This is a genomic window from Nocardiopsis sp. NPDC050513 (assembly GCF_044457925.1).
Classification (GTDB): domain Bacteria; phylum Actinomycetota; class Actinomycetes; order Streptosporangiales; family Streptosporangiaceae; genus Nocardiopsis.
The window spans coordinates 114,492-139,059 of the sequence record NZ_JBITHK010000001.1 but is presented as its reverse complement, the minus strand read 5'-3'; the positions used below and the strand labels follow the sequence as shown (position 1 = coordinate 139,059).

Genomic DNA, 24,568 nt, shown 5'->3' with positions numbered 1-24,568 from the left:
GGTCGGGACCAAGGTCCCGCCCGCGCATTATTTCCGTGGGCTAGTCTGCTCAATGAGCGACCCGGTGAGAAAACGTCGTGATTCTTCGTGCGTCCGGGTCGCACGGCTGCGTTTTCAATGGATTCCGAGACGGGTTGGGACTGAAACCACGGTGGTCCACGAGATCGGTGCGCAGGAGAAGATCAGTTACGGGCGGAACGATCGTTTCGCCGGCGGTCCGGTCGGCGGTGGCCAGTTCTGGATCGCGGAGGACGGCCAGCCGGTGGCCAAGATCGGCGGCCCGAAGGAGTGGCGGCCCACGCCGATGATCGACGTCCGAGTCGGTGACGTCTTCACCGTCGGCGGGCAGGCCTGGAGGGTTACGCATATCGTCGACGCGGATTCACCGTCCGCGTATCTGCTGGCGACACGGATAAGTTGACCAGCCGCCCCGGGAAACCCCCGGGGCTTTTTTGTTCTCCCATTCGGTGGGAATTGCAACCCCTTGCAACCCCGGTGAATTTCGCGACGGTGCGGCGACGCCCCGCGGATTCCCGGGGACTCGTCCGGCGCCCGCCCGGGCGTCTGGGGTCCCCGGTGCGGGTGTGGCAGGTGGGGGAGATGGTGTCGCGACACCGGTGTGACGTTGTGTCGCCGCAGGTCATCAGGGTGTGCGCGGAGCGCCCACGGGGCGAATCGAGATGTTCCGGTTACCTCTTGGAGGGTGTTCGCGTTACCGCCGCCTCGTTAACGTCGGTGGTGCGAGGCGCGCCCCGTCGCGTTGGGGAGGGCCCTGCTCTTCGGAGAGTCCACGGGTCGCTGCGCCTCGCCGCCCCGGTCGGTCCCAGGGGCTGTCCCCCGCCCCTGGGCCTGGCCGTTCCCGTGTCGAGGCGGGGGAGTAGGTTCTCCCGTATGGGTATTCGACACATCGCACTGTTCCGCTGGCGGGACGACGTCACCCCCGCCGGGGTCGCCCGGGTGGAGGAGCTCCTCGGCGAGCTGCCCGGCGCCATTCCCGAACTGCGGGCCTACGCCTTCGGCCCGGACGCGGGGATCAGCGAGGGGGCCTACGACTTCGCCGTGGTCGCCGACGTCGACGACGAGGCGGGGTTCGTCGCCTACCGGGACCACCCCGCGCACCAGGCCGCCCTGGCCGTCATCCGGACGATGCTGGCGGACCGGGCCGCGATCCAGTACCCGGTCGAGATCACCGGGTAGATCATGTTCCATGGGTCCAGCGCATGCGGTTCGCTGGGCCCATTCGGTTTTTCAGGCCAGCGAGGGGCTTGCAGTAGAACGCGTTTCAGTTTAACCTCAGCGTATACCTCGCCCGGTGAGGGCGCCCGGTTGTTCGGTCATCGGGCGCCAACGGACGGCGAGTGCACGCCGCCCGGTGCGGTCGGATCGCGCCCCGACCCCGCCGGGCGGCGCCATGTCCGGGTCCGCCGCGGTGGGCGGACGCGGCGCCGACGGGCGCCGCGGCAGGGATCAGCCCAGCAGCCGTGAGAGTTCCCCGAAGGTCAGGCACGGCCACGGCAGCTCGCAGCCCAGGCACCGGCGCCGCTCGGGGTCGCCGTCCTCGTCGGGGCGGTGCAGGAACAACAGGTCCACGCAGACCCCGGCGAGGGCCCCGACCTCGTCGCGCGCGTTCGCGTAGAAGGCGACGTCGTTGATCCGGGCCAGGGCGCGGTCGGAACCGCCCGCGCTGGGGAGGCCGACCGTGTCGGGTTCCCACGGGACCGCCCGGGCCGAGCGCTCCCGGATTCCCTGGACGCAGCGCAGCAGTCGCGCGTGTTCGGAGGTGAACCCTCCCCGTGGCGCTGGCGTCGTGAACGATGACATCGCTGATCTCCCCCCGCCGGGTGGATACGCGGCCTCGCGATGTCACACAGGGTATATCCATCGTTGCGGAATGTCGCGGTGCGGGGAAGTGGATAACGGGCCGCCCGAAACGGCGGCCCGTCCACGGAGTGTCGCTGTGGCGGTCGGTCGGAGTCCCTACGAGCAGCTGCCGCCGCAGTTGCAGGATCCGCCGTTCTGGCATCCGCAACCGCAGCCGGGGCCGCAGTTGCAACCGCTCATCGGGTGTGTGGTCAGGGAGTGAGTCACGGTCCCTCCTCCGGGCTCGACGGCGCCCGTGGCCCGTCGCGGCTCCCTGATCCGACAGGGGACGCCACGGACGCGCATCCCGACGGAGAGGTGCCCCCTGTCCGGGCGCCCCAACCCGTCGGTCCGGTCCCGGCGCGCCGGTCCGGGGCCGGGCCGTGATCGGCGGTCGTCGCCCGAAGCAGCGGTGACCTGTGCCTTCGCCGACTCCCGGGCGCGGGTGCGGCGGGAGGCGTCAGGCGAAGAAGGTCGGCTCGGGCGCCGGTCGGCGTGTCATTCGGTAGAGCCAAACCTGTCCGATGACCATGACCGGAACCATCGGCGCGAGCGCCGCCCACACGAACACGCCGGTCGTGGCCGGGATCGCCGCCACCGGGAGGTCCGCCGCCAGGACCACGAACAGTCCCGGGACCGCGATCGCGACCGCTGACGTGTGCCGGGACAGCATCGGCCCCGTCAGCCCGCTCGTCGCGGCGAGCGCGCCGACCAGGACCGCGGCCAGGACGAGGGACACCACCGCGGCCCCGCCCGCCGGGCCTCCGGGCAGGAACGCCGCCGCGGCCGCGGCGACCGCCAGGCCCAACCCTGCCCTGGCCAGCGGACGCGTCGCCCGGGCCGCAGCGTCCGCGCTGTCGCACTCGTCCGCTCCGACCAGACGCTCCGCGCCGAACGCCGCGCCCCGGAGGGCGAACAGGCAGACCACGGCGGCCGCGCACGCCACGGTGAACGGGCTCGCGGTCGGACCCCCGGTGAGCAGGCCGGCCACGACCAGCCCCCACGCGAGGGCCACCGTCCAACCGCCCGCGACGACGGCCCCGTCGCACACGGCCCGCCAGCCCGGCCGGTCGACCCGCGCCCGCGACCACAGTCCGGCGTCGCGGACCAGCCACCCGGCGAGGAGGGCGACGAGCACCGGCCACAGCTCCGCGACCACGTGGTGCTCGGTGACGGGGAACAGCCCGGCCAGCACGCCCACGGCGGCGACCAGCCACACCTCCGAGGCCAGGAAGTAGGGGGCGATCGCGGCGACCACCCGGCGGCGCTGCCCCGGGGTGCGTCCCACCGCGGGCATGAGCATGCTCAGACCCACGTCGGATCCGGCCAGGACGAGATAGCCGACGAGGAACAGGGCGAGGAGTACGGAGGAGAGGACGTCCATGGTGGGCTCCCTGGGGTCAGAACGAGTGGACGGGGGCGGCGGGGTCCTCGGACGCGGTCTCCCGGCGCTCGGCGAGGGGACCGCCGTCGGGACCGCGCCGGGCGTAGCGCACCAGGAGCCAGCAGGTGACCGGGGCCAGCACCGCGAACGCCGCGGTGAAGAGCGAGAAGGAGACCAGGGCCGCCCCCGGCGAGAGGGGGGTCATCGCGTCCGCCGTGGTCAGGTGGTGGACGACGACCCACGGCTGGCGGTTGGTCTCCCGGAACACCCAGCCGCCGACGCTGGCCGCGTACGGCAGGACGGGGGCCGCCACGAGCGGGGCGAGGAACCAGCGCCACCGGTCGAGCCCGCCGAACGGCCACGCCAGCAGCATCAGCGGACCGATCAGCGCGATCAGGGTCCACGCCAGGATCATCGTCGTCTCGCCGGCCAGGCCCGCCACCTCGGCTCCGCCGCCCTCGGCCGCCGCCTCGACCGCCGCGATCTCCTCCGCCGAGTAGGTCAGGCCGCTGGTCGGCGGCGCCTCGCCGAAGTACTCGAACTGCAGCCCGCCGAAGGCCGCCACGGGCAGGACCAGGAGGGTGACCGTGATCGCCGCGTAGCGCACACCCCGCCGGAAGATCCCGTGCGGGTCGTTCCGCCGGGCCAGGTGGTAGGCGCTCACTGCGGCGACCACCAGGGCGCCGACCAGCGTCGCGCCGGTCACGACGTGCCCGAACGCCATCGCCGCGGCGGGGTTGGCCAGCAGCGCCGCCGGGTCCGCCAGGTGCGCCGTGCCGTCCACCATCTCGAAGCCCACCGGGTGGCGCAGGAACCCGTTGGCGACCAGCACCCACCACGCGGACGCGTAGGCGGTGGCCGTGACCACCGCGAAGCACGCCAGGTGCGCCCAGCGGCCCATCCGGTCCCAGCCGAAGACCCACAGCCCGAGGAACGTGGACTCGACGAAGAACGCCGTCATCGTCTCCACCGCGATCGGCGCCGCGAACGAGTAGCCGAAGACCTCCTGGAGCCCGCTCCAGTTCAGTCCGAGCTGGAGTTCCATCACCAGGCCGGACAGGACGCCCATGCCGTAGTTGACCAGGTAGAGGCCGCCCCAGAAACGGACCGCGGCCATCCGCGACCGGTCGCCGCGCACGGCGGCGACCGCCTGCGTGACCAGGATGTAGGGGGCGAGGCCCAGGGTGAGGGCCACGAACATGTAGTGCGTGGCGGCTGTCAGGGCGAACTGGAGCCGCGCGAGCAGGAGCGGATCTTCGAACATGGGCGGGCCTCGGGGTCGGGTGCCGTGGACGGGGTCCAGCATCCGACGCGGGTCCGGCCCCGCGCGTCGTCCCGTCGGCGTCACCCGGTCCACGCCCGCCGTGGTAGTCGCCGCCGCGCGGCTACTCCGGGGCGGGTAGGGGAGGCCCCTGAGGGAGGGTCAGGGGACCCGGACGCCGAGCCGCCGGTCCGGGGGCGCCGCTCACTCCCCCCGGCTCCACTGGGGGGTGACCAGCGCGGTCTCGTAGGCGATGACGACCAGCTGCGCGCGGTCGCGCGCCCCCAGCTTCACCATCGCCCTGCTCACGTGCGTCTTGGCCGTGGCGGGGCTGACCACCAGGCGCGCGGCGATCTCCTCGTTCGACAGGCCCTCTCCCACCAGCGCGACCACCTCGCGCTCGCGTTCGGTGAGCCCGTTCAGCCGCGTCGACGGCTGGGGCGCGCTCCTGGGGCGGCGCGCGTAGTCGGCGATGAGCCGCCGCGTCACCCCCGGTGAGAGCAGCGCCTCGCCCCCGTGCACGACCCGCACGGCCTGGAGCAGGTCGCCCGGCTCGGTGTCCTTGACCAGGAACCCGCTCGCCCCCGCCCGCAGCGCCTCGAAGATGTACTCGTCCAGGTCGAACGTGGTGAGGATGACGACCCGCGTGCGCTCCAGCGCCCGCTCCGCCAGGATGCGCCCGGCCGCCTCCAGCCCGTCGACGCCCGGCATGCGGATGTCCATGAGGACGACGTCGGGCAGCTCCTCCCGGGCCAGCCGCACCGCCTCCGCGCCGTCTCCGGCCTCGGCGACCACCCGGATGTCCGGCGTGCTGTCCAGCAGGGCGCGGAACCCGGCGCGCACCAGGGCCTGGTCGTCGGCGAGCAGCACCCGGATCACGGTGACTCCGTTTCGTCGGCGGTCGCGGCCTCGTCCGGGACCGCGGCGGAGGGGAGCCCGCCGCCGTTCAGCGGCAGGTGCGCCCGTACCCGGAATCCTCCACCCGCCAGCGGTCCCACGTCCACCGAGCCGCCGACGAGGGCGGCGCGCTCGGCCATGCCGGTGATGCCGTTGCCGGGCACGGGCGGGCCGACCGTGCCGTGCCCGTCGTCGGTGACCTCCACCTCCAGCGCCGCGGTCCCGTACTCGATCCGCACGGTCGCCGAAGCCGCGCCCGCGTGCCGGACCACGTTGGTCAGCGCCTCCTGCACCGTGCGGTAGGCCGCGGTGTCCGTGCCCACGGGAAGGCGGCCGCGCCCGCCCTCCGTCACCACCGTGACGTCCACGCCCGCCCGGCGCGCGCCCTCCACCAGTTCCCCGACCCGGTCCAGCCCCCGGACCGGGGAACGGGGCGCGGCCTCGTCGACCGACCGCAGCACCCCGAGCATGGCGCGCAGTTCGGTCAGCGTGTCCTTGCTCGTCGCCTTGATGGTGGCCAGGGCCTCGGCGGCCCGTTCCGGTTCGCTCTCCATCAGGTACAGCGCCGTCCCGGCCTGCACGTTGATCAGGGAGATGTTGTGGGCGACGGTGTCGTGGACGTCGCGGGCCAACCGCAGCCGCTCGTCGGAGGCCCTCCGCAGCAGCTCCTCCTCCCGGGTGCGCACGGCCTCGGCGGCGCGCGCGGCGTCGGCGCGCTGGTACTCCGCCCGCCAGCGCATCACCTCGGCCGTGCACAGCAGGACGAGCACCCAGGCCACGAGGCCGACCGCCTCCAGACGCACCGTCCCGGACGAGACCAGCTCGTACAGGTTCATCGAGGCGAACTGGCCGATCCCCAGCACCCAGCCGAAGACCCGGCGGCCGTGCCGGACGAGGGAGTAGAGCATCACCGCCGCGGCGAGCATCACCAGGCCGTCGGGGAACCCCAGGGGGTAGTACAGGGACGCCGCGGCCATCGACGCGGCCGTGCCGACACGGGTCGGCAGGCTCCGCCAGAACAGCGGGACGCACGCGACCACGATCAGCGCGTACCCCCACGGCCAGGCGTGGCGGGGCGCCCCGGCCGTGGCGACCAACGCGTCCGGCTCCAGCAGGAGGGTGCTGGCCAGCGAGAGGGCCAGGACGGCCAGGGCGGTCCAGGTGTCGGTGCGCGTCGGGCGCGGGAGTAGTGCTGCCACACCACCGACAGTACGGGGCGCCCCTCGGGGGCGCGCGTCGTCCACGGGAGGCTTCTCCGCGCCCCCGCGTACTCCCGCGGGTGTACGCGGGGGCGGCGGGGGAGACGGAGGGCGCGGTCAGAAGACGCCGTCGGGGGGAGCGGGGGAGTCCACGGCGTCGGCGTCCCGCACCGGCGGCCGGCCCGAGGCGAACCGGTCCAGGTCCCCGCCCGCGAGCAGGCGCGCCATCTCCGGGTCGCGGTGGGCGCGGCGGTCCAGGTCGTCGACGGGCAGGGGCCGGTGCCCGGCGACGAGGACGAGGTTGCCGAACCGGCGCCCGCGCAGGACCCCCGGTTCGGCGGTCAGCGCCACATGCGGCAGGACCGCGCCGGCGGTGGCGACCTGGGCGCGCGCGTGGTCGAGCGTGTGGCCGTCGCCGATGTTCACCGCGAGGAATCCGCCGGGACGCAGCACGCGCGCCGCCTCGGCGTAGAACTCCACGGACGTCAGACGCGCGGGCGTGCGGGCTCCGGCGAAGACGTCGCTGACGACGAGGTCCGCGGTGGCGTCGTGGCGGGCGGCGATCCACGCGCGCGCGTCGCCGATCCCCACGCGCAGCTGGGCACGACGGTCCCAGGGCAGCCTGCGGCGCACCAACTCGACCAGCGGGGCGTCCACGTCGACCGCGCGCTGCCGCGAACCCGGGCGGGTGTGCGCGATGTAGCGCGCCAGGGTGAGCGCGCCCGCGCCCAGGTGCAGGGCGTCGATCGGCTCGCCCTCGGGAGCGACCAGGTCGGCGGCGTGCGCGATCCGCCGGACGTAGGAGAAGTCGAGGTGCTCGGGATCGGTGAGGTCCACGTGCGACTGCGGGGTGCCCGCGACGACCAGGAACCAGGAATCGGGGCGGTCGGCGTCGGCGAGCAGCTCCGTGCCGGGCGGGGCGGGCGGCTCCGACGCCTCGTCCGGCTCCGGGCCCTCGTCCCGTCGGCGCGCACGTCGCCTGCCCATGTCCACGCCCCCCGGATCGCCGGTCCTCCAGCCTAGGGCACCGTCAGCCGCGGTCGATCCGGTCGAGCTCCTCCGGGGTCAGGTCCAGGTCCGCGGCGACCGCGCTGCGCCGGATGTTCTCCGGACGGGAGGCCCCGGGGATCGGGACCACGGTCGGCGACTTCGCGAGCATCCACGCCAGGCACACCTGGAAGGGCGTCGCACCACGGGCGGCGCCGACCTCCTCCAGCACGGGATGCCGTTCCGACAGGCCGCCGTGCCGGTGCTTGCCGCCGAAGGGGCTCCACGGCAGGAACGCGATCCCCAGCTCGGCGCACAGCTCCAGCTCCGGCTCGCTGGACCGGAAGTCGGGGGAGAACTCGTTCTGCACCGCCGCGAGCCGACCGCCGAGGACCTCCCGCGCGAGCCGGATCTGCCCCGGGTCGGCGTTGGAGATCCCCACCATCTGGACCTTGCCCTCGTCCAGGAGCTGCGCCAGTGCGCCGACGGACTCGGCGTAGGGCACCTCCGGGTCGGGGCGGTGGAACTGGTAGAGGCCGATCGCCTCCACGCCCAGGCGCCGCAGCGACTCCTCGCAGGCGCGCCGCAGGTACTCCGGGCGGCCGTCGAGTCCCCATCCGCCGTCCGCGTCGCGGGTGTGCCCGCCCTTGGTGGCGACGAGGACGTCCGAGGCGTCCCGGCCGTACCCGCGCAGCGCCTCGGCGACGAGGAGTTCGTTGTGACCGGGGTCGGTGGCGTCGCGGTGGTAGGCGTCGGCCGTGTCGATCAGGGTGACGCCGGCGTCCAGGGCGGCGTGGACGGTCGCGATCGCGTGGTCCCGGGGCGGACGGTCCCCCGTGGACAGCGGCATCGCGCCGAGCCCGACCGCGCTCACGGTCCGGTCGCCGATCCTCCTGGTGTGCATGGCCTCTCCTCGCTGCTCCCGACCCGGAGCGCCCGCGGCGCCCCGGGGCTGGACCCTACCCCGGTGGAGCCCGCACGAACGCCCCCGTACTGCCGCTAGCCTGGGATTCCCGAGAGTCCCCACCGTGCGCCGCCCCGGCGCCAGCAACGAGGAGTGGCCGTGCTACTGCGGATGTCGAACCTGTTCCTGCGCACCCTGCGCGAGGACCCGGCGGACGCCGAGGTGCCGAGCCACAAGCTGCTCGTGCGCGGCGGGTTCGTGCGCCGCGCCGCCCCCGGCATCTACACCTGGCTGCCCCTGGGCAAGATGGTGCTGGAGAACGTGTCCCGCGTCGTGCGCGAGGAGATGAACGCCATCGGAGCCCAGGAGGTGCTCCTCCCCGCCCTGCTCCCCAGGGAGTACTACGAGGAGACCGGCCGCTGGACCGAGTACGGCGACACGCTCTTCCGCCTCCAGGACCGCAAGGGCGCCGACTACCTGCTCGGCCCCACCCACGAGGAGCTCTTCACGCTCCTGGTCAAGGGCGAGTACTCCTCCTACAAGGACTTCCCGGTCATCCTGTACCAGATCCAGGAGAAGTTCCGGGACGAGGCGCGGCCCCGGGCGGGCGTGCTGCGCGGCCGCGAGTTCCACATGAAGGACTCCTACTCCTTCGACGTCGACGACGCGGGCCTGCAGGCCTCCTACGACGCCCACCGCGCCGCCTACATCCGCGTCTTCGACCGGCTCGGACTGGACTACGTGATCGTGTCGGCCACGTCCGGGGCGATGGGCGGATCCGCCTCCGAGGAGTTCCTCGCCGTCGCGCCGACCGGTGAGGACACCTTCGTCCGCAGCACCGGGTCCGACTACGCCGCCAACGTGGAGGCCGTCGCCACCCCCGCGCCGCCCGCGCTGCCGACCGGGGGGCTGCCCGAGGCCCGGGTGCACCACACCCCGGACACGGCGACGATCCAGACGCTGGTGGACTTCCTCAACGCCGCCGACCTGGGCCGTGACTTCACCGAGGCCGACACCCTGAAGAACATCCTGGTCAAGACGCGCGCGCCCGGCGCGGACGAGTGGGAGCTGCTCGGCGTCGGCCTGCCCGGCGACCGGGAGGTGGACCTCAAGCGCCTGGAAGCCGCCCTGGAGCCCGCCGAGGTCGCGCTCCTCGACGAGGCCGACTTCGCCGCCAACCCGTTCCTGGCCAAGGGCTACATCGGCCCGCGCGCGCTCCTGGACAACAAGGTCAGGTACCTGGTCGACCCGCGCGTGGTCACGGGGACCTCCTGGGTGACCGGCGCCGACAAGACGGACCACCACGTGCTGGACCTGGTCGCCGGACGCGACTTCACGCCGGACGGGACGATCGACGTCGCCGAGGTCCGCGACGGCGACCCGTCGCCCGACGGCGAGGGGACGCTGTACACGGCCCGCGGCATCGAGATCGGCCACATCTTCCAGCTGGGCCGCAAGTACACCGACGCGTTCCAGGTGGACGCCCTGGGCGCCGACGGCAAGCCCGGGCGCGTCACCATGGGCTCGTACGGGATCGGCGTCTCCCGCGCGGTGGCCGCGGTCGTGGAGCAGTCGCACGACGACAAGGGCATCGTGTGGCCGCGCGAGATCGCCCCGGCCGACGTGCACGTGGTGGGGACCGGCAAGGGCGACCAGATCGGGGAGGCGCTCCGGATCGGACGGGAGCTGGAGGCCCGGGGTCTGCGCGTCCTCGTCGACGACCGCAAGGGCGTGTCGCCGGGCGTGAAGTTCACCGACGCGGAGCTGCTCGGCGTCCCGACCGGCGTCATCGTCGGGCGCGGGCTCGATGACGGTGTCGTGGAGCTGCGCGACCGCGCGACCGGCGCCCGCGAGGAGGTCGCGCTGGCGGAGATCGTCGACCGCGCGGTGGCCGCCTGCCAGGCGTGACCGATCGGCGAACGCGGGCCTGACCGGCCCGGTCCACGGCGGCCGGGCCGGTCAGGCCTGCTCGAAACCGGGCAGGGCGTCGAGCCCGCCGCCCCACACGAGTGCCCGGACCGTCGTCTCCTGGAGCGCGCGGGCGGCCGTCGAGCGCAGCCCGGCGTCGTCGGACGCGGCCAGCCACAGGTACGCCCGCGCCGCGGTCTCCTCCAGACCCGTCGCGTAGGCGTCGAGACCCGCCTGGTCCCGTTCCTCGGGCAGCGGGTACGACGCCCGGGCGGGCTCCGGTTCGACGCCCCGGTCCACGGCGGCGGCGTGCAGCGCGTCGCGCAGCGTCTTGTGCCGGCGGGCGTACCCGCCCGCGGCGTCGCGCCGGGGCGCGTCCTCGGCGACCCCGCGCAGGTACTCGTACCCGTGCACGGCCGCGTGCTCGGCGGCCAGCGCCTCGGCCAGCGCCTCGGGGACGACGGAGCCCCCGCCGCTCTCGCTCAACCTCGGTCCTCTCCGTGTCGGCCCAGCAGGTAGGCGTGTCCGGCCTCGCACGCGCCGATCCCGCTGATCAGCTGCGCCAGCCCGGGATCGGCGACCGCGAGCGCCCGGTCCACGCGCGCGCCCGCCGCGGCGGACTCCAGGGCCGTCAGTTCCGCCAGGTCCAGGACTTCGGAGGGGAGCGCTTCGGGCCCGCCCTCGTCCGGCGCGGCCGAGGCGGGGGAGGAGTCCTCGGGCAGGGCCTCCACCAGGGAGTCCCGGTGCGCTAGGTGCCGTTCCAGGATGGGGCGCAGCAGGTCCTCCGGGCCCGCCCCCTCGGCCAGCGCGGTCTCGTAGCGCGCCACCGTCCTGTCCTTCTCGCGGATCAGGGCGCGGAGCGTGAACTCCTCGGGGGTCACGTCCGACGGATACCACTCCGTGCGGCCGCATCCGGTCAGACCCAGAACCACCGCCGCGCCCAGCACCGTGCGGCGGCTGACGCCGTTCAGACCCACCTGGTCTCCTCCCGTGCTCCCCGGCCGACGACCATCTTTCCACGGCCTCCGCCACGCCAGCGACCTGGAACGTGTCCAGGTGTGGATACCCTTGCAGCACAGCCGCCGTCACACGAGGACGCGGCGGAACCGATAAGCAGACTACGTACAGAGCTGGACCGCCCCGAACACGGGCGGAATTTCGCCGTTGGAGGGGCACCACGACATGGGAGCGCAGGGGCGCGACGAGCGCATCGCCGAGCTGCTGGAGCCGGTACTGGCCAAGGCCGGGCTGGACCTGGAGGCCGTCGAGCTGACACCCGCCGGGAGACGTCGGGTCCTGCGCGTGGTCGTGGACTCCGACGACGGGGTCGACCTGGACACGGTGGGCGAGGTCTCCCAGGACGTCAACGACGCCCTGGACGCCTCCGACGTCATGGGCGAGCTTCCCTACGTCCTGGAGGTCACCTCTCCCGGCGTGGACCGTCCCCTGACACAGCCGCGCCACTGGCGGCGCTCCCGCGGCCGACTGGTGAGGGCCGCCCTCGCCGAGGGCGGCGAGGTCACCGGCCGGGTGACCGGAGCCGACGACCTGGGGGTCACCCTGGACGTCGAGGGTCAGCCCCGGACCTTCGCCCACGCCGAACTGGCCAAGGGCAAGGTGCAGGTGGAATTCCGTCGCGACGCCGACGCGGCGGACTAGAGGGGAAGCCCCGTGGATATTGACATGAGTGTCCTGCGCAGCCTGGAGCGTGAGAAGGACATCGCGGTCGAGCTGGTCGCCAAGGCCATCGAGGACGCCCTGCTGATCGCCTACCACCGTGAGGAGGGCGCCGACAAGCGCGCCCGCGTCGAGCTGAACCGCTCCACCGGCCACGTGACGGTGTGGGTGGCGGAGCTCGACGAGGAGGGCGAGGTCGTCGGCGAGTTCGACGGCACCCCCACCGGGTTCGGCCGGATCGCGACCTCGACGGCGAAGCAGGTCATCCTGCAGCGCCTGCGCGACGCGGAGGACGAGCTGACCCTCGGAGAGTTCGCCGGTCGCGAGCACGACATCGTCTCCGGCATCATCCAGCAGGGCAAGGACCCCCGGAACGTGCTGGTGGACCTCGGCAAGATCGAGGCCATCCTGCCGCCGCAGGAGCAGGTGCCGACGGAGACCTACACGCACGGCGAGCGTCTGCGCGCCTACGTGGTGCAGGTCCGCAAGGGCCACCGCGGCCCCTCGGTCACCCTCTCGCGGACCCACCCGAACCTGGTCCGCAAGCTCTTCGAGCTGGAGGTGCCCGAGATCGCCGACGGCACCGTGGAGATCGCCTCGATCGCGCGCGAGGCCGGGCACCGCACCAAGATGGCCGTCCGGTCCAACCGCGGCGGCGTCAACGCCAAGGGCGCCTGCATCGGCCCGCTGGGCAGCCGGGTCCGCAACGTCATGGCCGAGCTGCACGGGGAGAAGATCGACATCGTCGACCACTCCGACGACCCCGCGGTCTTCGTCGCCAACGCCCTGTCGCCCGCGCGGGTCAACTCGGTGGAGATCCTGGACATGGCCGCCCGTGTCGCCCGTGTCGTGGTGCCGGACTACCAGCAGTCGCTGGCGATCGGCAAGGAGGGGCAGAACGCCCGTCTGGCCGCGCGGCTCACCGGCTGGCGCATCGACATCCGCTCGGACGCCGAGCCCGCCGACCGGGCCGACGACGGGGCCGATGGCGATTAATGGGGTCGCGTCCGTGTCTCGACGCGATAGGGTGGAAGCAGGCGGTCTTGACCGACCCGTGCGCACGTGCGTGGGGTGCCGGTCACGGGCAGTCCAGTCCGACCTCGTGCGGCTGGTGGCCGAGGGCACGGCCATCACGCCCGACACCCGGGGTCGACTACCAGGGCGTGGCGCCTACCTGCACCACGACCGGCGGTGCTTCGAGCTCGCCGTGCGTCGCAGGGTGTGGGCGCGCGCCTTCCGGAGCCGAGACGGCGGGGACTCCACCGGGTGGGACCTCTCACGTGTGGAGGCACTGATCGGAGCCACCCCGGGTGGCGGATCGGGGCGCCCCGCCGGTTAGGGTTGGAATGTCTGAGCCGGCCGACGGTGTTGTACTAGCCGTGGTCGGCGTGCGGTGCTGTGTCGGCACGCAGAACCGGCCCATTGTTGTGTAGCGATGAGGAAGCAGGTCGAGATTGCGATGAGCGCCTGATGAGTACGCAGCGATGAGTAACTCGAGCTAACGACGGTCCGGCACGTGCCCATGTCCCGGACCGAAGCTGAAGGAGAGTAGTGGCGAAGGTCCGGGTGTACGAACTCGCCAAGGAGTTCGGCGTAGAGAGCAAGGCCGTCCTGGCCAAGCTCAACGAGATGGGCGAATTCGTTCGTTCGGCGTCCTCGACGATAGAGGCGCCCGTCGTTCGACGCCTGCAAGAAGCTTTCAACCAGGGATCCGAGGGCGGCAGGAAGAGCGGCTCGGCCCCCAAGCCGGGGCCGCGTCCGGCCGCGTCCGAGGGTTCCGCGCGCGCGGCGGCCCCCAAGCCGGGTCCCGCGCCCAAGCCGGGCCCGCGCCCGGCCGCCAAGCCCGCCCCGCAGGCCGAGTCGGCCCCCAAGCCCGGTGCCGCCAAGCCCGGTCAGAAGGGTCCTCGCGGCGAGGCCGGTCCGCGCCCCGGCGGCGCGCCGAAGCCCGGACCGCAGTCCGGTCGCGGCGAGCGTCCGCAGCGGGGTGAGCGCCCCGAACGCGGTGAGCGCCCCGAGCGCGGTGGCCGTCCGGAGGGCGGGCGCAGCCCGCGTCCGGCGGGTCCGCGTCCGGCCGGTCCGCGTCCCGGCAACAACCCGTTCGCGTCCAACGCGTCCGGCATGGGCTCCAAGCCCGCCGCGCCGCGTCCCGGCGGCGGCGCCCCGCGTCCGGGTCCCCGACCCGGTCCGCGTCCGGGCGGTCCGCAGGGCGGCGGCGAGCAGCGCGCCCCGCGTCCCGGCGGCGGCGCTCCCCGTCCCGGTGGCGGCGCCCCGCGTCCGGGTCCCCGACCCGGTCCGCGTCCGGGCGGTCCGCAGGGCGGCGGCGAGCAGCGCGCCCCGCGTCCCGGCGGCGCCGCGGGCGCTCCGCGTCCGGGCGGCGCGTCCGGCGCTCCGCGTCCGGGCCCGCGTCCCGGCGGTCCGCGGCCCAGCCCGATGAACATGCCCTCGTCCCGTCCGGCCTCGCCTGGCGGCGGCGGTCGCGGCGGCGGCGCGGGCCGTCCCGGCCCCGGTGGCCGCGGTCGCGGGGGAGCCCCCGCGGGTCCGCGCCCCGGCGGTGGCGGCGGTGGCGGTGCCGGTGCGGGCCGTCCGGGCGGCTTCGGCGGCCGTCCCGGTGGCGGCGGTCGCGGTCGCGGCGGCACGGCGGGTGCCTTCGGGCGTCCCGGCGGTCGTCCCGGGCGGGCCCGCAAGTCCAAGAAGCAGCGGCGTCAGGAGTTCAACGACCTCCAGGCCCCGTCCTTCGGCGGCGTCAAGATCCCGAGCGGCAACAACCAGGTCATCCGCCTGTCCCGCGGCGCCTCGCTGTCCGACTTCGGTGACAAGATCGACGTCAACCCGGCGTCGCTGGTCCAGGTGATGATGCACCTGGGCGAGATGGTCACCGCGACCCAGTCGCTGCCGGACGAGACCCTTCAGCTGCTCGGCGAGGAGCTGAAGTACACGGTCGAGGTCGTCAGCCCCGAGGACGAGGACCGCGAGCTGCTGGAGTCCTTCTCCATCGAGTACGGAGAGGACGAGGGCGGCGACGAGGACCTGCGTCCGCGTCCGCCGGTGGTCACCGTCATGGGCCACGTCGACCACGGTAAGACCCGACTGCTGGACACGATCCGCAAGACCAACGTCGTCAGCGGCGAGGCCGGCGGCATCACCCAGCACATCGGCGCCTACCAGGTCTCGACCCAGGTGGACGGCGAAGAGCGGAAGATCACCTTCATCGACACCCCGGGTCACGAGGCGTTCACCGCCATGCGTGCCCGCGGTGCGAAGGTCACCGACATCGCCGTGCTGGTCGTGGCGGCCGACGACGGCGTCAAGCCGCAGACGGCCGAGGCCATCGACCACGCCAAGGCGGCCGAGGTGCCGATCGTCGTCGCGGTCAACAAGATCGACGTCGAGGGCGCCGACCCGCAGCGGGTCCGTGCGCAGCTGACCGAGTACGGCCTGGTGGCCGAGGAGTACGGCGGCGACGTCCAGTTCGTGGACATCTCCGCGCTCAGGGGCGAGAACATCGACGCCCTGCTCGAGTCGATCGTGCTGACGTCCGACGCGGCGCTGGAGCTCCAGGCCAACCCGGACATGGACGCGCAGGGTCTGGCCATCGAGGCCTACCTGGACCGCGGTCGCGGTTCCATGGCCACGGTGCTGGTCCAGCGCGGCACGCTGAACGTCGGTGACTCGATCGTGTGCGGCGACGCCTTCGGCCGCGTCCGGGCCATGCTCGACGAGTACGGCCAGAACGTGCAGAGCGCCGAGCCGTCCCGCCCGGTCCAGGTGCTGGGTCTGACCAACGTGCCCAGCGCCGGTGACAGCTTCCTGGTCGTCAAGGACGACCGGGTGGCGCGGCAGATCGCCCAGCAGCGTGAGGCGCGCGAGCGCTTCGCCCAGCAGGCGCGTTCGGCCCGCCGCGTCACCATGGAGACCTGGCAGGACCACCTCAAGGAGGGTGAGCGCTCCGAGCTGCTCCTCCTCATCAAGGGTGACATGTCCGGTTCGGTCGAGGCGCTCGAGGAGTCGCTGCTCAAGATCGACGCCGGTGGCGACGAGGTCAGCATCCGGGTCATCGGGCGCGGCGTCGGTGCCATCACGCAGAACGACATCAACCTGGCGGCCTCCGCCGACGCGATCATCATCGGCTTCAACGTTCGGCCCGAGGGCAAGAACAGCGAGCTCGCCGACCGCATGGGCGTCGACATCCGGTACTACTCGGTGATCTACCAGGCCATCGACGAGGTCGAGGCCGCGGTCAAGGGTCTCCTCAAGCCGGTGTACGAGGAGGTCCAGCTCGGCAGCGCCGAGATCCGCGAGGTCTTCAAGGTGCCGAAGATCGGCAACATCGCCGGTTCGATCGTCCGCAACGGCCTCATCCGCCGCAACTCCAAGGCGCGGCTCATCCGCGACGGGGTGGTCATCTCCGACAACCTCACCGTGGAGTCGCTGCGTCGGTTCAAGGACGACGCGACCGAGGTCCGCGAGGGCTTCGAGTGCGGTATCGGCGTCGGTTACAACGATCTCCGGCTCGAGGACGTCATCGAGACCTACGAGATGCAGGAGAAGCCCCGCGACTAGCACGCGGTGCCGCTCCACGGGGCCCCGGCCGAGCGGCCGGGGCCCCTCCTTTGACGGTTCACTCCTGATCTAAGGTGATCACTTGTTCATAGGGGCGCTGACCCTGGACGTCCTTCTCGGGGACGTCCACTCGCTCAAGGAGAAGCGTTCGGTGGTGCGCCCGGTCATCGCCGACCTGCGCCGCACGTTCCTGGTGGCGGTCTCCGAGGCCGGGGAGCACGATCTGTACCGGCGCACAAAGATCGGTGTCGCCGTCGTCGCGCCGAGCGCCGCGCACGTGCGGGAGCTGATGGACGCCTGCGAACGCTTCGTCGCGGCCCGCCCCGAACTGGAGCTGCTGTCCGCCAGGCAGCGGCTCTTCAACGAAGAGGAAGACTGACCATGGTTGACGCCGCACGCGCGCGGAAGATCGCCGACCGCATCCAGCGCGTCGTCGCCGAGATGCTGGACCGGCGGATCAAGGACCCCCGGCTCGGGTTCGTCACGGTGACCGACGCCCGGATCACCGCCGACCTGCGGGACGCCACGGTGTACTACACGGTGTTCGGCACGCCGGAGGAGAAGGCGGGCACCTCGGCCGCCCTGGAGAGCGCCAAGGGCGTGATCCGCAGCGAGGTGGGCCGCCAGACCGGTATCCGGCACACGCCGAGCCTGACCTTCGTCGTCGACGAGGTGCAGGAGAACGCCCAGCACATCGAGGAGCTGCTGGCCAAGGCGCGCCAGTCCGACGAGGAGGTGGCCCAGCGGGCCACCGGCGCCCGGCACGCGGGGGAGGCGGACCCGTACAGGGCTCCCCGCCCCGAGGCCGAGGACGAGGACGAGTAGCCGACCGTCACCCGGCGGCGGCGCGAGCGCGCCGCCGCCCCCGTTTCTTCCGAGGAGATCCATGGCCGAGAGCGGCGTCGTGGTCGTCGACAAGCCCGCGGACTGGACGTCGCACGACGTGGTCGCCAAGATGCGCGGCCTGGCGCGGACACGCAGGGTGGGCCACGCGGGGACGCTCGATCCGATGGCGACCGGGGTCCTGGTGCTGGGCATCGAGAAGGGCACCAAGCTCCTGGGGCACCTGACCCTCACGGAGAAGACCTATGCGGCGACGATCCGTCTGGGGCTGACGACCGACACCGACGACGCCGAGGGGGAGCCCGGCGTGCGGACGGACGCGTCGGGAGTCGGCGACGACGCCGTGCGCGCGGCCGTCGCGCGGTTGACCGGTCGGATCCAGCAGGTCCCGCCGCAGGTCAGCGCGATCAAGGTGGACGGGAAGCGGGCGTATAGATCGGCCCGGGAGGGCAAGGAGGTCGCGCTCAGGGCGCGCGAGGTGACGGTCGCGGAGTTCGCGGTCTCCGACATCCGCCGGGCGGCCGACGCGGACGGGACGTTCGTGGACGTGGACGCCGTCGTCAGGTGCTCCAGCGGCACCTACATCCGGTCCCTGGCCCGCGACCTGGGGGAGGACCTGGGCGTGGGCGGCCACCTGACCGCGCTGCGCCGCACCCGGGTGGGGCCCTACGACCTGTCGCAGGCGCGCACCCTCGACCAGTTGGCACGGGAGTTCACGCAGGTCCCGCTGGACCAGGTGGTGGCGGCGGCGTTCCCGGCGCGGACGCTGTCGGAGGAGGAGACGAAGCGGATCCGCCACGGCAACCGGATCGACCCGAGCACTCGGGGACCGGGGACGGTGGGCCTGTTCGCGCCGGACGGCCGCGTGGTGGCGCTGGGGGAGAACCGGGGCGACCACATGAAGCCGGTGGTGGTCTTCGACCCGGCGTAGCCACGTCGCGGCGAGACCGCCCACGCCGGGGCGTCCGCCCGGATAGGTTCGTCCGTATGAGGAAGATTCCGCTGTCCGAGGCCGCACAGCACCTGCCCGAACTTCTGGACCAGGTGGAGGAGACCGGTGAACCGGTCACCATCACACGGGACGGCGAGCCGTCGGCGGCCGTGGTCCCCGCCCAGTGCTACGAGTCCCTGAGCGGTGCCCTCCGCCCTGCGGGAGGTTGACACCGGCGGCGGGACTCATGCACTTCGGAGCCCGGCGTCCTCCAGCTCCTCCCGAATCACTCTGTGGATCAGATCGGAGAGGGATTCGAACTGCTCGGACGGGCTCTCGGAGTTCTCGTACCGCGTCAGTCGCTCCTCGATCCACTGCCGCATGAGAGCTGTCGGCTTGACGCCTTCGGCCACGGCGGCCTCGCGGACGCGGTCCATCGTCGGTTTGGGCAGCCGAATCGAGGACACGATCATGACCTGGTCGGCTGGAACCGGCTCGTGACGTTCCAGGGGACCATCGGCGATCTCCTCGCTGATGTCGTGCCTGTCGTAGTAGTCGGCCAGTTCGTCGAGCCTCTTCTCATCCATGGTCAGAACACCTCCGCTTGAATGTCCGTCGTTCGGCGAGCGTCATGTCGCGTGCGGTCGCGATGTACCAGGAATCGTGTGCGTTGGCCGCAGGGACCATGAAGACCGCCAGATGCCTGCCGCCGTAGGTCGTTCCGAGAAGGATGGTGCTGCCGTTGCGTCCTGGTTGGGTCCAGTACGGCGACTCGACGGCTTCTTCGACCTCTCTCGGATCGACTGCGTGACGTGCGATGTGCGCTTCGCTCTTGTCAGTCCAGTGGATCCAGATTTCCACGCTGAGTAACGTAGTACATCGTAATACGTGTCGTACTGGTTTGTCGATGATCAGCGCGGGCGAACCATCTCGGCCAGGAACCGGGTGAGGACGGCGGTGAGGTCCTCCGGGCGTTCCACGGAGGGCAGGTGGCCCGCGTCGGGCAGCTCCACCAGCCGCGCGCCCGGGATTCCCCCGGCGTAGACGTCGGACACCGCCTGGATCTCGGGCACGTCGCGGCCCCCCTTGACCACCAGGGTCGGGGCCCCGACCTGCGCCAGGCGGCCCTCGGCGGGCGGCTCCGGCGAGCGCGTCGTGGTGGGCGGTCCGCTCCACATCCGGTGGAAGGTCGTCCGGTACATCCCCAGCATCCGCTCCCACACGGGCGCGGGCAGGTCCTCCGGGCTCCGCGCGGGCCCCACGGCGACGAACCGCGCCTGCGCCTGCGCCATCGCGGCCACGTCGGCCGGATCGGGGTCGGCGTGCCCCTCCCGGTACCGCGCGAGGCGCTCCTGGGGCACGGCCCCGGCCATCGCCCGGGCCGCCGCCTCGGTGAACCTCCTCGGCCACTCCCGGCCGGTCATCCCCGCGCAGACCAGGCCCAGGGCGCTCACGCGCTCCGGCGCGACCAGCGCCGCGTCCACCGCGTGCCCGCCGCCCATCGACGCGCCCACCAGGGCGGCCCGCCCGATGTCCAGCGCGTCCATCAGCGCCAGGAGGTCCTCGTGGTGGGCGACCGGCCCCTCCGCGTCGTCCGAGTCGCCGTACCCGCGCCGGTCGTACCGCACCACGCGGTGCCGTGCGGACAGCGCCGCGAACTGGTGGTCCCACATCGCGCGGTCGCCGACCGCCGCGTGCACGAGGACGACGGGCGGTCCCTCGCCCGCCTCGTCGTAGCCCAGGGTCGTCGTTCCGATGGTGATTCGTGCCATGCCGGAACGCTACGGGGGCGCCGTCGGCGGTCCAACCCCCTTCTGCAGCGGGCAGAGCGGTGCCGCGCGTGCGCGGAGCGGCGGCCGGCATGGCACCCTTGTTCCCGAGGGCCGCGCGCCGCCCACGGAGCGCCGCGCGGCCGAACGCGCACGGTTCGGAAGGGGAGTCCTCAGGTGGGGCGATGGGATGGACTGGGGGACGTTCCCCCGGGGTGGGGCCGGTCCGTGGTGGCGATCGGTGTCTTCGACGGCGTGCACCGCGGGCACCAGGCCATCATCGCGACCGCGGTGCGCCGGGCGCGCGAGCTCGGGCTCCCCGTGGTGGTGGTCACGTTCGACCCCCATCCCGAGACGGTCCTGCGCGGCGCCACTCCGCCCGTGCTCACCCCCCTGGACCGGCGGGTGGAGCTGTTGGAGGACCACGGCGCCGACGAGGTGTGCGTCCTGCCGTTCACCGCGGATCTCTCGGCGCTGAGCGCGGAGGAGTTCGTCCAGAGCGTCCTGGTCGACCGGCTGCGCGCCGCCGCCGTGGTCGTGGGCGAGGACTTCCGCTTCGGCCACCGCGCGGCCGGGGACGTGGCGGCGCTGACCGAACTGGGGCACAAGTACGACTTCAGCGCCGACGGCGTGCACCTGGTCGCCGACGGCGACACCATCACCTCCACGCGCGTGCGCGCGCTCCTCGCCGAGGGCGCGGTGGCTCCGGCCGCCGCCCTGCTCGGCCGCCCGCACCGGGTCGAGGGCGAGGTCGTGCACGGCGCCGCGCGCGGTCGCGAGCTGCTCGGTTTCCCCACCGCCAACATGAACCTCACCCCGCACGCGGCCGTGCCCGGCGACGGCGTGTACGCGGGCTGGCTCAGCCACCTCGCCCCGGTCGCGGGGCGGGAGTCGCGGTGGCCCGCGGCGATCTCGGTCGGCACCAACCCCACGTTCGACGGCGCGGAGCGCACCGTGGAGGCCTACGCCCTGGACCGCGACGACCTGGAGCTCTACGGAGCGCACATGGCCGTGGAGTTCACCGAGCACATCCGGGGACAGGAGCGCTTCGACAGCATCGACGACCTCATCGCGGCCATGCGCCGCGACGTCGACCGCTGCCGCGAGGTCCTGTCCGGGTGACCCCGGAGCCGCCCGGCCGCCCGCGCTCAGGGGCGTTCACCTCGCGGTTTGCGGTAGGCTGGGTGGCGTCCACGTGTGCCCGGCGGTCCGGCCCCCTCCGAGGGCCCGAACTCCGGGAGGCGCGTCGTGCCCACGCCCCGGCGTGGCCCGCGCCCGACCGCACGCGACGGTGACTGTTCGTACGCGCGGTCACCGCGTCTGATCCCGGCCGTCCGAGCCGGGCACGTCCCGCGTACCGACAACGTAGAAACGGAGCGCTGTGTCGATCGACGCCGCCACCAAGGAAAAGATCATCGCCGAGTACGCCACCTCCGAGGGTGACACCGGCTCCCCTGAGGTCCAGATCGCGCTACTCACGCACCGCATCACCGAGCTCACCGAGCACCTCAAGGACCACAAGCACGACCACCACAGCCGTCGTGGCCTACTCCTGATGGTCGGCCGCCGCCGCCGCCTGCTCAAGTACGTCGCGAAGCAGGACATCACCCGCTACCGCTCGCTGATCGAGCGTCTGGGCCTGCGCCGCTAGGTTGCTCGCGGGAGTGGCTTCGGCCGCTCCCGCTTTGTTAGTAAGGTGTGACACGCGCGCCGGAGTACTCCGGCGTGTGTGGAGCACGACAACTTCACAGAGAAGACCCGCGATCCCCACCCTCGGCCACAGAGTCGAGGCCGGTCCTCGGTAGTGGTCCCCGGACGCCCCGCGACGGGCTCCGTGGACTTCGATCGATGACCGGCCGTCATCAACTCCGGGGCACGGACGCGGGCGAGGACATCAGCGCGCCGCGGGTACCGACCCGCCCGGCGCGCCCCGAGAACGTGTTGTAGGAGGTCGCCCATGGAGGGCGTGTACTCGGCCGAGGCCGTGATCGACAACGGTCGCTTCGGCACCCGCACCATCCGGTTCGAGACCGGTCGGCTGGCCCGCCAGGCCGCCGGTTCGGCGACGGTCTACCTGGACGACGAGACCGTCGTCCTGTCGGCCACCACCGCCTCGAAGCGCCCCAAGGAGAACCTCGACTTCTTCCCCCTGACGGTGGACGTCGAGGAGCGCATGTACGCCGCGGGCCGCATCCCCGGCTCCTTCTTCCGGCGTGAGGGCCGTCCCTCCGAGGACGCCATCCTCACCTGCCGCCTGATCGACCGGCCGCTGCGCCCGTCGTTCAAGAAGGGCCTGCGCAACGAGATCCAGGTCGTCGAGACGATCCTGGCCCTGCACCCCGACCACCTGTACGACGTCGTCGCGATCAACGCGGCCTCGATGTCGACGCAGATCTCCGGGGTGCCCTTCTCCGGCCCGATCGGCGGCGTGCGCGTCGCCCTGATCGACGGCCAGTGGGTCGGCTTCCCCACCCACACCGAGCTGGAGAACGCCACCTTCGACATGGTCGTCGCCGGTCGCGTCCTCGAGGACGGCGACGTCGCGATCATGATGGTCGAGGCGGAGTCGACCACACGCACCCTCAAGCTGGTCGCCGAGGGCGCCGTCGGCCCGAACGAGCAGACGGTCGCCGAGGGCCTCGAGGCCGCCAAGCCCTTCATCAAGGTCCTGTGCCGCGCCCAGGCCGCCGTGGCCGAGCAGGGCAGCCGCGAGGTCGCCGAGTTCCCGATCTTCCTGGACTACGAGGACGACGCCTACGAGGCCGTCGCCTCCGCCGTCCGCGAGGACCTGGCCAAGGCGCTGACCATCGCCGACAAGCAGGAGCGCGAGGCCGAGCTCGACCGCGTCAAGGCCGTCGCGGCCGAGAAGGTCGGCGAGGCCTTCGAGGGGCGCGAGAAGGAGGTCGGCGCCGCCTTCCGCTCGCTGTCCAAGCAGCTCATGCGCGAGCGCGTGCTGCGGGACAAGGTCCGCATCGACGGCCGCGGCCCCAAGGACATCCGTTCGCTGAGCGCCGAGGTCGGCGTCCTGCCGCGGGTGCACGGCTCGGCCCTCTTCGAGCGCGGTGAGACCCAGATCCTGGGCGTCACCACACTCAACATGCTGCGCATGGAGCAGACGGTTGACACGCTCAACCCGGAGAAGACCAAGCGCTACATGCACAACTACAACTTCCCGCCCTACTCCACCGGTGAGACCGGCCGGGTGGGCTCGCCCAAGCGGCGCGAGATCGGGCACGGCGCGCTCGCCGAGCGGGCCCTGATCCCGGTCCTGCCCGCGCGCGAGGAGTTCCCCTACGCCATCCGGCAGGTGTCCGAGGCGCTGGGCTCCAACGGGTCCACCTCGATGGGCTCGGTCTGCGCGTCCACCATGTCCCTGATGGCGGCCGGCGTGCCGCTCAAGGAGATGGTCTCCGGCATCGCGATGGGCCTGATCAGCGAGGGCGACGAGTTCGTCACGCTGACCGACATCCTGGGCGCCGAGGACGCGTTCGGCGACATGGACTTCAAGGTCGCCGGCACCCGCGAGCTCATCACCGCCCTCCAGCTGGACACCAAGCTCGACGGCATCCCCGCCGAGCAGCTGGCCCTCGCGCTGCAGCAGGCCCGCGGCGCCCGCCTGGCCATCCTCGACGTCATGCAGGAGGCCATCGAGCGTCCGGCCGAGATGAGCCCCAACGCTCCGCGCATCCTCACCGTCAAGGTCCCGGTGGAGAAGATCGGCGAGGTCATCGGCCCCAAGGGCAAGATGATCAACTCGATCCAGGACGACACCGGCGCCGAGATCACCATCGAGGACGACGGCACGATCTACATCGGCGCCACCGACGGCCCGTCCGCCGAGGCCGCGCGGGACACGATCAACCAGATCGCCAACCCGACGATGCCCGAGGTCGGCGACCGCTACCTGGGCACCGTCGTCAAGACGACCACGTTCGGCGCGTTCGTGTCGCTGCTGCCCGGCAAGGACGGCCTGCTGCACATCTCGCAGATCCGCAAGCTGCACGGCGGCAAGCGGATCGAGAACCTCGACGACGTGATCAGCATCGGCGAGAAGATCCAGGTCGAGATCCGCGAGATCGACGACCGCGGCAAGCTGTCGCTGGTCCCGGTCGAGGTGGTCGAGGCCGAGTCCGCCGCGAGCACCGAGGAGCCCGCCGCCGAGCCCGGCGACGAGAAGTCGGCGGCAGCGTCCGCCGACAAGGGCGGGGACGCTCCGCGTCGCCGTCGCCGCCGCTCCCCCAGCCGTTCCGAGAACACCTGATCGGCTGGTCGAAGCGTAAAATCAGCTGATGGGGGCGGTCGCACCGGTGGTGTGGCCGCCCCCACCGCGTATGCTCTGCTGGACCGGCGGGGCGCGCGCCGCCCACGGACCGGACCAGCGCACCAAC

Annotated in this window: 26 protein-coding genes; 14 read left to right on the top strand and 12 right to left on the bottom strand. The window is 72.7% G+C overall.

Translation table 11 applies throughout. The annotated features are described in order from the left end of the window. Positions 1-151: 151 nt before the first annotated feature. Positions 152-421: a DUF6406 domain-containing protein gene (locus ACIBFB_RS00605; protein ID WP_397224636.1), complete on the top strand. Its 270-nt coding sequence runs from the start codon at positions 152-154 to the stop codon at positions 419-421. A gap of 470 nt (positions 422-891) precedes the next feature. Then, positions 892-1,197, top strand: a complete 306-nt coding sequence (locus tag ACIBFB_RS00600; protein WP_397224634.1) for a Dabb family protein — start codon at positions 892-894, stop codon at positions 1,195-1,197. Positions 1,198-1,467: 270 nt separating this feature from the next. Here ACIBFB_RS00600 and ACIBFB_RS00595 read toward each other — a convergent pair whose 3' ends face one another. The 7 genes from ACIBFB_RS00595 to ACIBFB_RS00565 all read right to left on the bottom strand — a co-directional run bounded on the left by ACIBFB_RS00595 (position 1,468) and on the right by ACIBFB_RS00565 (position 8,492). Then, positions 1,468-1,821, bottom strand: a complete 354-nt coding sequence (locus ACIBFB_RS00595) for a hypothetical protein (protein ID WP_397224632.1) — start codon at positions 1,819-1,821, stop codon at positions 1,468-1,470. A gap of 499 nt (positions 1,822-2,320) precedes the next feature. Beyond that, positions 2,321-3,244, bottom strand: coding sequence for a cytochrome d ubiquinol oxidase subunit II (locus tag ACIBFB_RS00590; protein ID WP_397224630.1), 924 nt, complete (start codon positions 3,242-3,244; stop codon positions 2,321-2,323). A 16-nt stretch (positions 3,245-3,260) separates the two neighbouring features. Next, positions 3,261-4,508, bottom strand: coding sequence for a cytochrome ubiquinol oxidase subunit I (locus ACIBFB_RS00585; protein WP_397224628.1), 1,248 nt, complete (start codon positions 4,506-4,508; stop codon positions 3,261-3,263). 201 nt (positions 4,509-4,709) lie between these two features. After that, complete coding sequence (locus tag ACIBFB_RS00580; protein WP_397224626.1) at positions 4,710-5,384, bottom strand: response regulator; 675 nt, start codon at positions 5,382-5,384, stop codon at positions 4,710-4,712. Continuing rightward, positions 5,381-6,601, bottom strand: coding sequence for a sensor histidine kinase (locus ACIBFB_RS00575; RefSeq protein WP_397224624.1), 1,221 nt, complete (start codon positions 6,599-6,601; stop codon positions 5,381-5,383). Before ACIBFB_RS00575 ends, ACIBFB_RS00580 begins: the two co-directional genes overlap by 4 nt. 117 nt (positions 6,602-6,718) lie before the next feature. Continuing rightward, on the bottom strand, positions 6,719-7,588 hold the full coding sequence (locus tag ACIBFB_RS00570) for a spermidine synthase (RefSeq protein ID WP_397224622.1): 870 nt from the start codon (positions 7,586-7,588) through the stop codon (positions 6,719-6,721). A 43-nt stretch (positions 7,589-7,631) separates the two neighbouring features. Then, the gene (locus ACIBFB_RS00565) at positions 7,632-8,492 is read right to left on the bottom strand and encodes an aldo/keto reductase (protein WP_397224620.1); all 861 of its coding nucleotides are present in this window, start codon (positions 8,490-8,492) and stop codon (positions 7,632-7,634) included. Between the two features lie 171 nt (positions 8,493-8,663). On the opposite strand from ACIBFB_RS00565, the gene ACIBFB_RS00560 reads away from it, so the two are divergent. Further along, the gene (locus tag ACIBFB_RS00560; protein ID WP_397225399.1) at positions 8,664-10,400 is read left to right on the top strand and encodes a proline--tRNA ligase; all 1,737 of its coding nucleotides are present in this window, start codon (positions 8,664-8,666) and stop codon (positions 10,398-10,400) included. Between the two features lie 51 nt (positions 10,401-10,451). Here the strand turns inward: ACIBFB_RS00560 and ACIBFB_RS00555 are convergent, their stop codons facing one another. Beyond that, a complete protein-coding gene (locus ACIBFB_RS00555; protein ID WP_397224618.1) occupies positions 10,452-10,886 on the bottom strand; it encodes a DUF4439 domain-containing protein in 435 nt (144 codons plus the stop codon). Then, on the bottom strand, positions 10,883-11,377 hold the full coding sequence (locus ACIBFB_RS00550) for a hypothetical protein (protein ID WP_397224616.1): 495 nt from the start codon (positions 11,375-11,377) through the stop codon (positions 10,883-10,885). The genes ACIBFB_RS00555 and ACIBFB_RS00550 overlap by 4 nt, the downstream gene beginning before the upstream one ends. Before the next feature lie 205 nt (positions 11,378-11,582). On the opposite strand from ACIBFB_RS00550, the gene rimP reads away from it, so the two are divergent. The 8 genes from rimP (at position 11,583) to ACIBFB_RS00510 (ending at position 18,641) form a co-directional block, all read left to right on the top strand. Further along, positions 11,583-12,059, top strand: a complete 477-nt coding sequence (rimP, locus tag ACIBFB_RS00545) for a ribosome maturation factor RimP (RefSeq protein ID WP_397224614.1) — start codon at positions 11,583-11,585, stop codon at positions 12,057-12,059. Positions 12,060-12,083: 24 nt separating this feature from the next. Then, complete coding sequence (gene nusA, locus ACIBFB_RS00540; protein WP_397224612.1) at positions 12,084-13,073, top strand: transcription termination factor NusA; 990 nt, start codon at positions 12,084-12,086, stop codon at positions 13,071-13,073. Beyond that, positions 13,063-13,416, top strand: coding sequence for a YlxR family protein (locus tag ACIBFB_RS00535; protein WP_397224610.1), 354 nt, complete (start codon positions 13,063-13,065; stop codon positions 13,414-13,416). Before nusA ends, ACIBFB_RS00535 begins: the two co-directional genes overlap by 11 nt. Before the next feature lie 212 nt (positions 13,417-13,628). Beyond that, positions 13,629-16,637, top strand: a complete 3,009-nt coding sequence (gene infB, locus ACIBFB_RS00530) for a translation initiation factor IF-2 (RefSeq protein WP_397224609.1) — start codon at positions 13,629-13,631, stop codon at positions 16,635-16,637. A gap of 82 nt (positions 16,638-16,719) precedes the next feature. Continuing rightward, positions 16,720-17,016, top strand: coding sequence for a DUF503 domain-containing protein (locus ACIBFB_RS00525; protein ID WP_397224606.1), 297 nt, complete (start codon positions 16,720-16,722; stop codon positions 17,014-17,016). Positions 17,017-17,018: 2 nt separating this feature from the next. Next, positions 17,019-17,462, top strand: a complete 444-nt coding sequence (gene rbfA, locus ACIBFB_RS00520) for a 30S ribosome-binding factor RbfA (protein WP_397224604.1) — start codon at positions 17,019-17,021, stop codon at positions 17,460-17,462. 61 nt (positions 17,463-17,523) lie between these two features. After that, positions 17,524-18,411, top strand: coding sequence for a tRNA pseudouridine(55) synthase TruB (truB, locus tag ACIBFB_RS00515; protein WP_397224602.1), 888 nt, complete (start codon positions 17,524-17,526; stop codon positions 18,409-18,411). A gap of 56 nt (positions 18,412-18,467) precedes the next feature. Further along, positions 18,468-18,641, top strand: a complete 174-nt coding sequence (locus tag ACIBFB_RS00510; RefSeq protein WP_397224600.1) for a type II toxin-antitoxin system Phd/YefM family antitoxin — start codon at positions 18,468-18,470, stop codon at positions 18,639-18,641. A 15-nt stretch (positions 18,642-18,656) separates the two neighbouring features. Here ACIBFB_RS00510 and ACIBFB_RS00505 read toward each other — a convergent pair whose 3' ends face one another. Genes ACIBFB_RS00505 through ACIBFB_RS00495 form a run of 3 tightly spaced genes read right to left on the bottom strand, consistent with a single transcriptional unit; the run spans position 18,657 to position 20,183 of the window. Continuing rightward, the gene (locus ACIBFB_RS00505) at positions 18,657-18,998 is read right to left on the bottom strand and encodes a hypothetical protein (protein ID WP_397224598.1); all 342 of its coding nucleotides are present in this window, start codon (positions 18,996-18,998) and stop codon (positions 18,657-18,659) included. Next, the gene (locus ACIBFB_RS00500) at positions 18,991-19,272 is read right to left on the bottom strand and encodes a hypothetical protein (protein WP_397224596.1); all 282 of its coding nucleotides are present in this window, start codon (positions 19,270-19,272) and stop codon (positions 18,991-18,993) included. Before ACIBFB_RS00500 ends, ACIBFB_RS00505 begins: the two co-directional genes overlap by 8 nt. A 50-nt stretch (positions 19,273-19,322) precedes the next feature. After that, on the bottom strand, positions 19,323-20,183 hold the full coding sequence (locus ACIBFB_RS00495; protein ID WP_397224594.1) for an alpha/beta fold hydrolase: 861 nt from the start codon (positions 20,181-20,183) through the stop codon (positions 19,323-19,325). A gap of 174 nt (positions 20,184-20,357) precedes the next feature. On the opposite strand from ACIBFB_RS00495, the gene ACIBFB_RS00490 reads away from it, so the two are divergent. The 3 genes from ACIBFB_RS00490 (at position 20,358) to ACIBFB_RS00480 (ending at position 24,441) form a co-directional block, all read left to right on the top strand. Then, complete coding sequence (locus ACIBFB_RS00490) at positions 20,358-21,302, top strand: bifunctional riboflavin kinase/FAD synthetase (RefSeq protein ID WP_397224592.1); 945 nt, start codon at positions 20,358-20,360, stop codon at positions 21,300-21,302. Between the two features lie 259 nt (positions 21,303-21,561). Continuing rightward, complete coding sequence (gene rpsO, locus ACIBFB_RS00485) at positions 21,562-21,831, top strand: 30S ribosomal protein S15 (protein ID WP_397224590.1); 270 nt, start codon at positions 21,562-21,564, stop codon at positions 21,829-21,831. Positions 21,832-22,137: 306 nt separating this feature from the next. Further along, entirely contained in the window at positions 22,138-24,441 is a 2,304-nt protein-coding gene (locus tag ACIBFB_RS00480; RefSeq protein WP_397224588.1) for a polyribonucleotide nucleotidyltransferase, read from the top strand. Positions 24,442-24,568 lie beyond the last annotated feature (127 nt).

Coding starts and splice junctions, on each gene's coding strand:
- ACIBFB_RS00565 (WP_397224620.1), bottom strand. CDS start 8,492: ATGCACACCAGGAGGATCGGCGACCGGACCGTGAGCGCGGTCGGGCTC.
- truB (WP_397224602.1), top strand. CDS start 17,524: ATGGCCGAGAGCGGCGTCGTGGTCGTCGACAAGCCCGCGGACTGGACG.
- ACIBFB_RS00600 (WP_397224634.1), top strand. CDS start 892: ATGGGTATTCGACACATCGCACTGTTCCGCTGGCGGGACGACGTCACC.
- ACIBFB_RS00560 (WP_397225399.1), top strand. CDS start 8,664: ATGTCGAACCTGTTCCTGCGCACCCTGCGCGAGGACCCGGCGGACGCC.
- ACIBFB_RS00535 (WP_397224610.1), top strand. CDS start 13,063: ATGGCGATTAATGGGGTCGCGTCCGTGTCTCGACGCGATAGGGTGGAA.
- nusA (WP_397224612.1), top strand. CDS start 12,084: ATGAGTGTCCTGCGCAGCCTGGAGCGTGAGAAGGACATCGCGGTCGAG.
- ACIBFB_RS00570 (WP_397224622.1), bottom strand. CDS start 7,588: ATGGGCAGGCGACGTGCGCGCCGACGGGACGAGGGCCCGGAGCCGGAC.
- rbfA (WP_397224604.1), top strand. CDS start 17,019: ATGGTTGACGCCGCACGCGCGCGGAAGATCGCCGACCGCATCCAGCGC.
- ACIBFB_RS00510 (WP_397224600.1), top strand. CDS start 18,468: ATGAGGAAGATTCCGCTGTCCGAGGCCGCACAGCACCTGCCCGAACTT.
- ACIBFB_RS00585 (WP_397224628.1), bottom strand. CDS start 4,508: ATGTTCGAAGATCCGCTCCTGCTCGCGCGGCTCCAGTTCGCCCTGACA.
- ACIBFB_RS00595 (WP_397224632.1), bottom strand. CDS start 1,821: ATGTCATCGTTCACGACGCCAGCGCCACGGGGAGGGTTCACCTCCGAA.
- ACIBFB_RS00590 (WP_397224630.1), bottom strand. CDS start 3,244: ATGGACGTCCTCTCCTCCGTACTCCTCGCCCTGTTCCTCGTCGGCTAT.
- ACIBFB_RS00480 (WP_397224588.1), top strand. CDS start 22,138: ATGGAGGGCGTGTACTCGGCCGAGGCCGTGATCGACAACGGTCGCTTC.
- ACIBFB_RS00505 (WP_397224598.1), bottom strand. CDS start 18,998: ATGGATGAGAAGAGGCTCGACGAACTGGCCGACTACTACGACAGGCAC.
- ACIBFB_RS00495 (WP_397224594.1), bottom strand. CDS start 20,183: ATGGCACGAATCACCATCGGAACGACGACCCTGGGCTACGACGAGGCG.
- rimP (WP_397224614.1), top strand. CDS start 11,583: ATGGGAGCGCAGGGGCGCGACGAGCGCATCGCCGAGCTGCTGGAGCCG.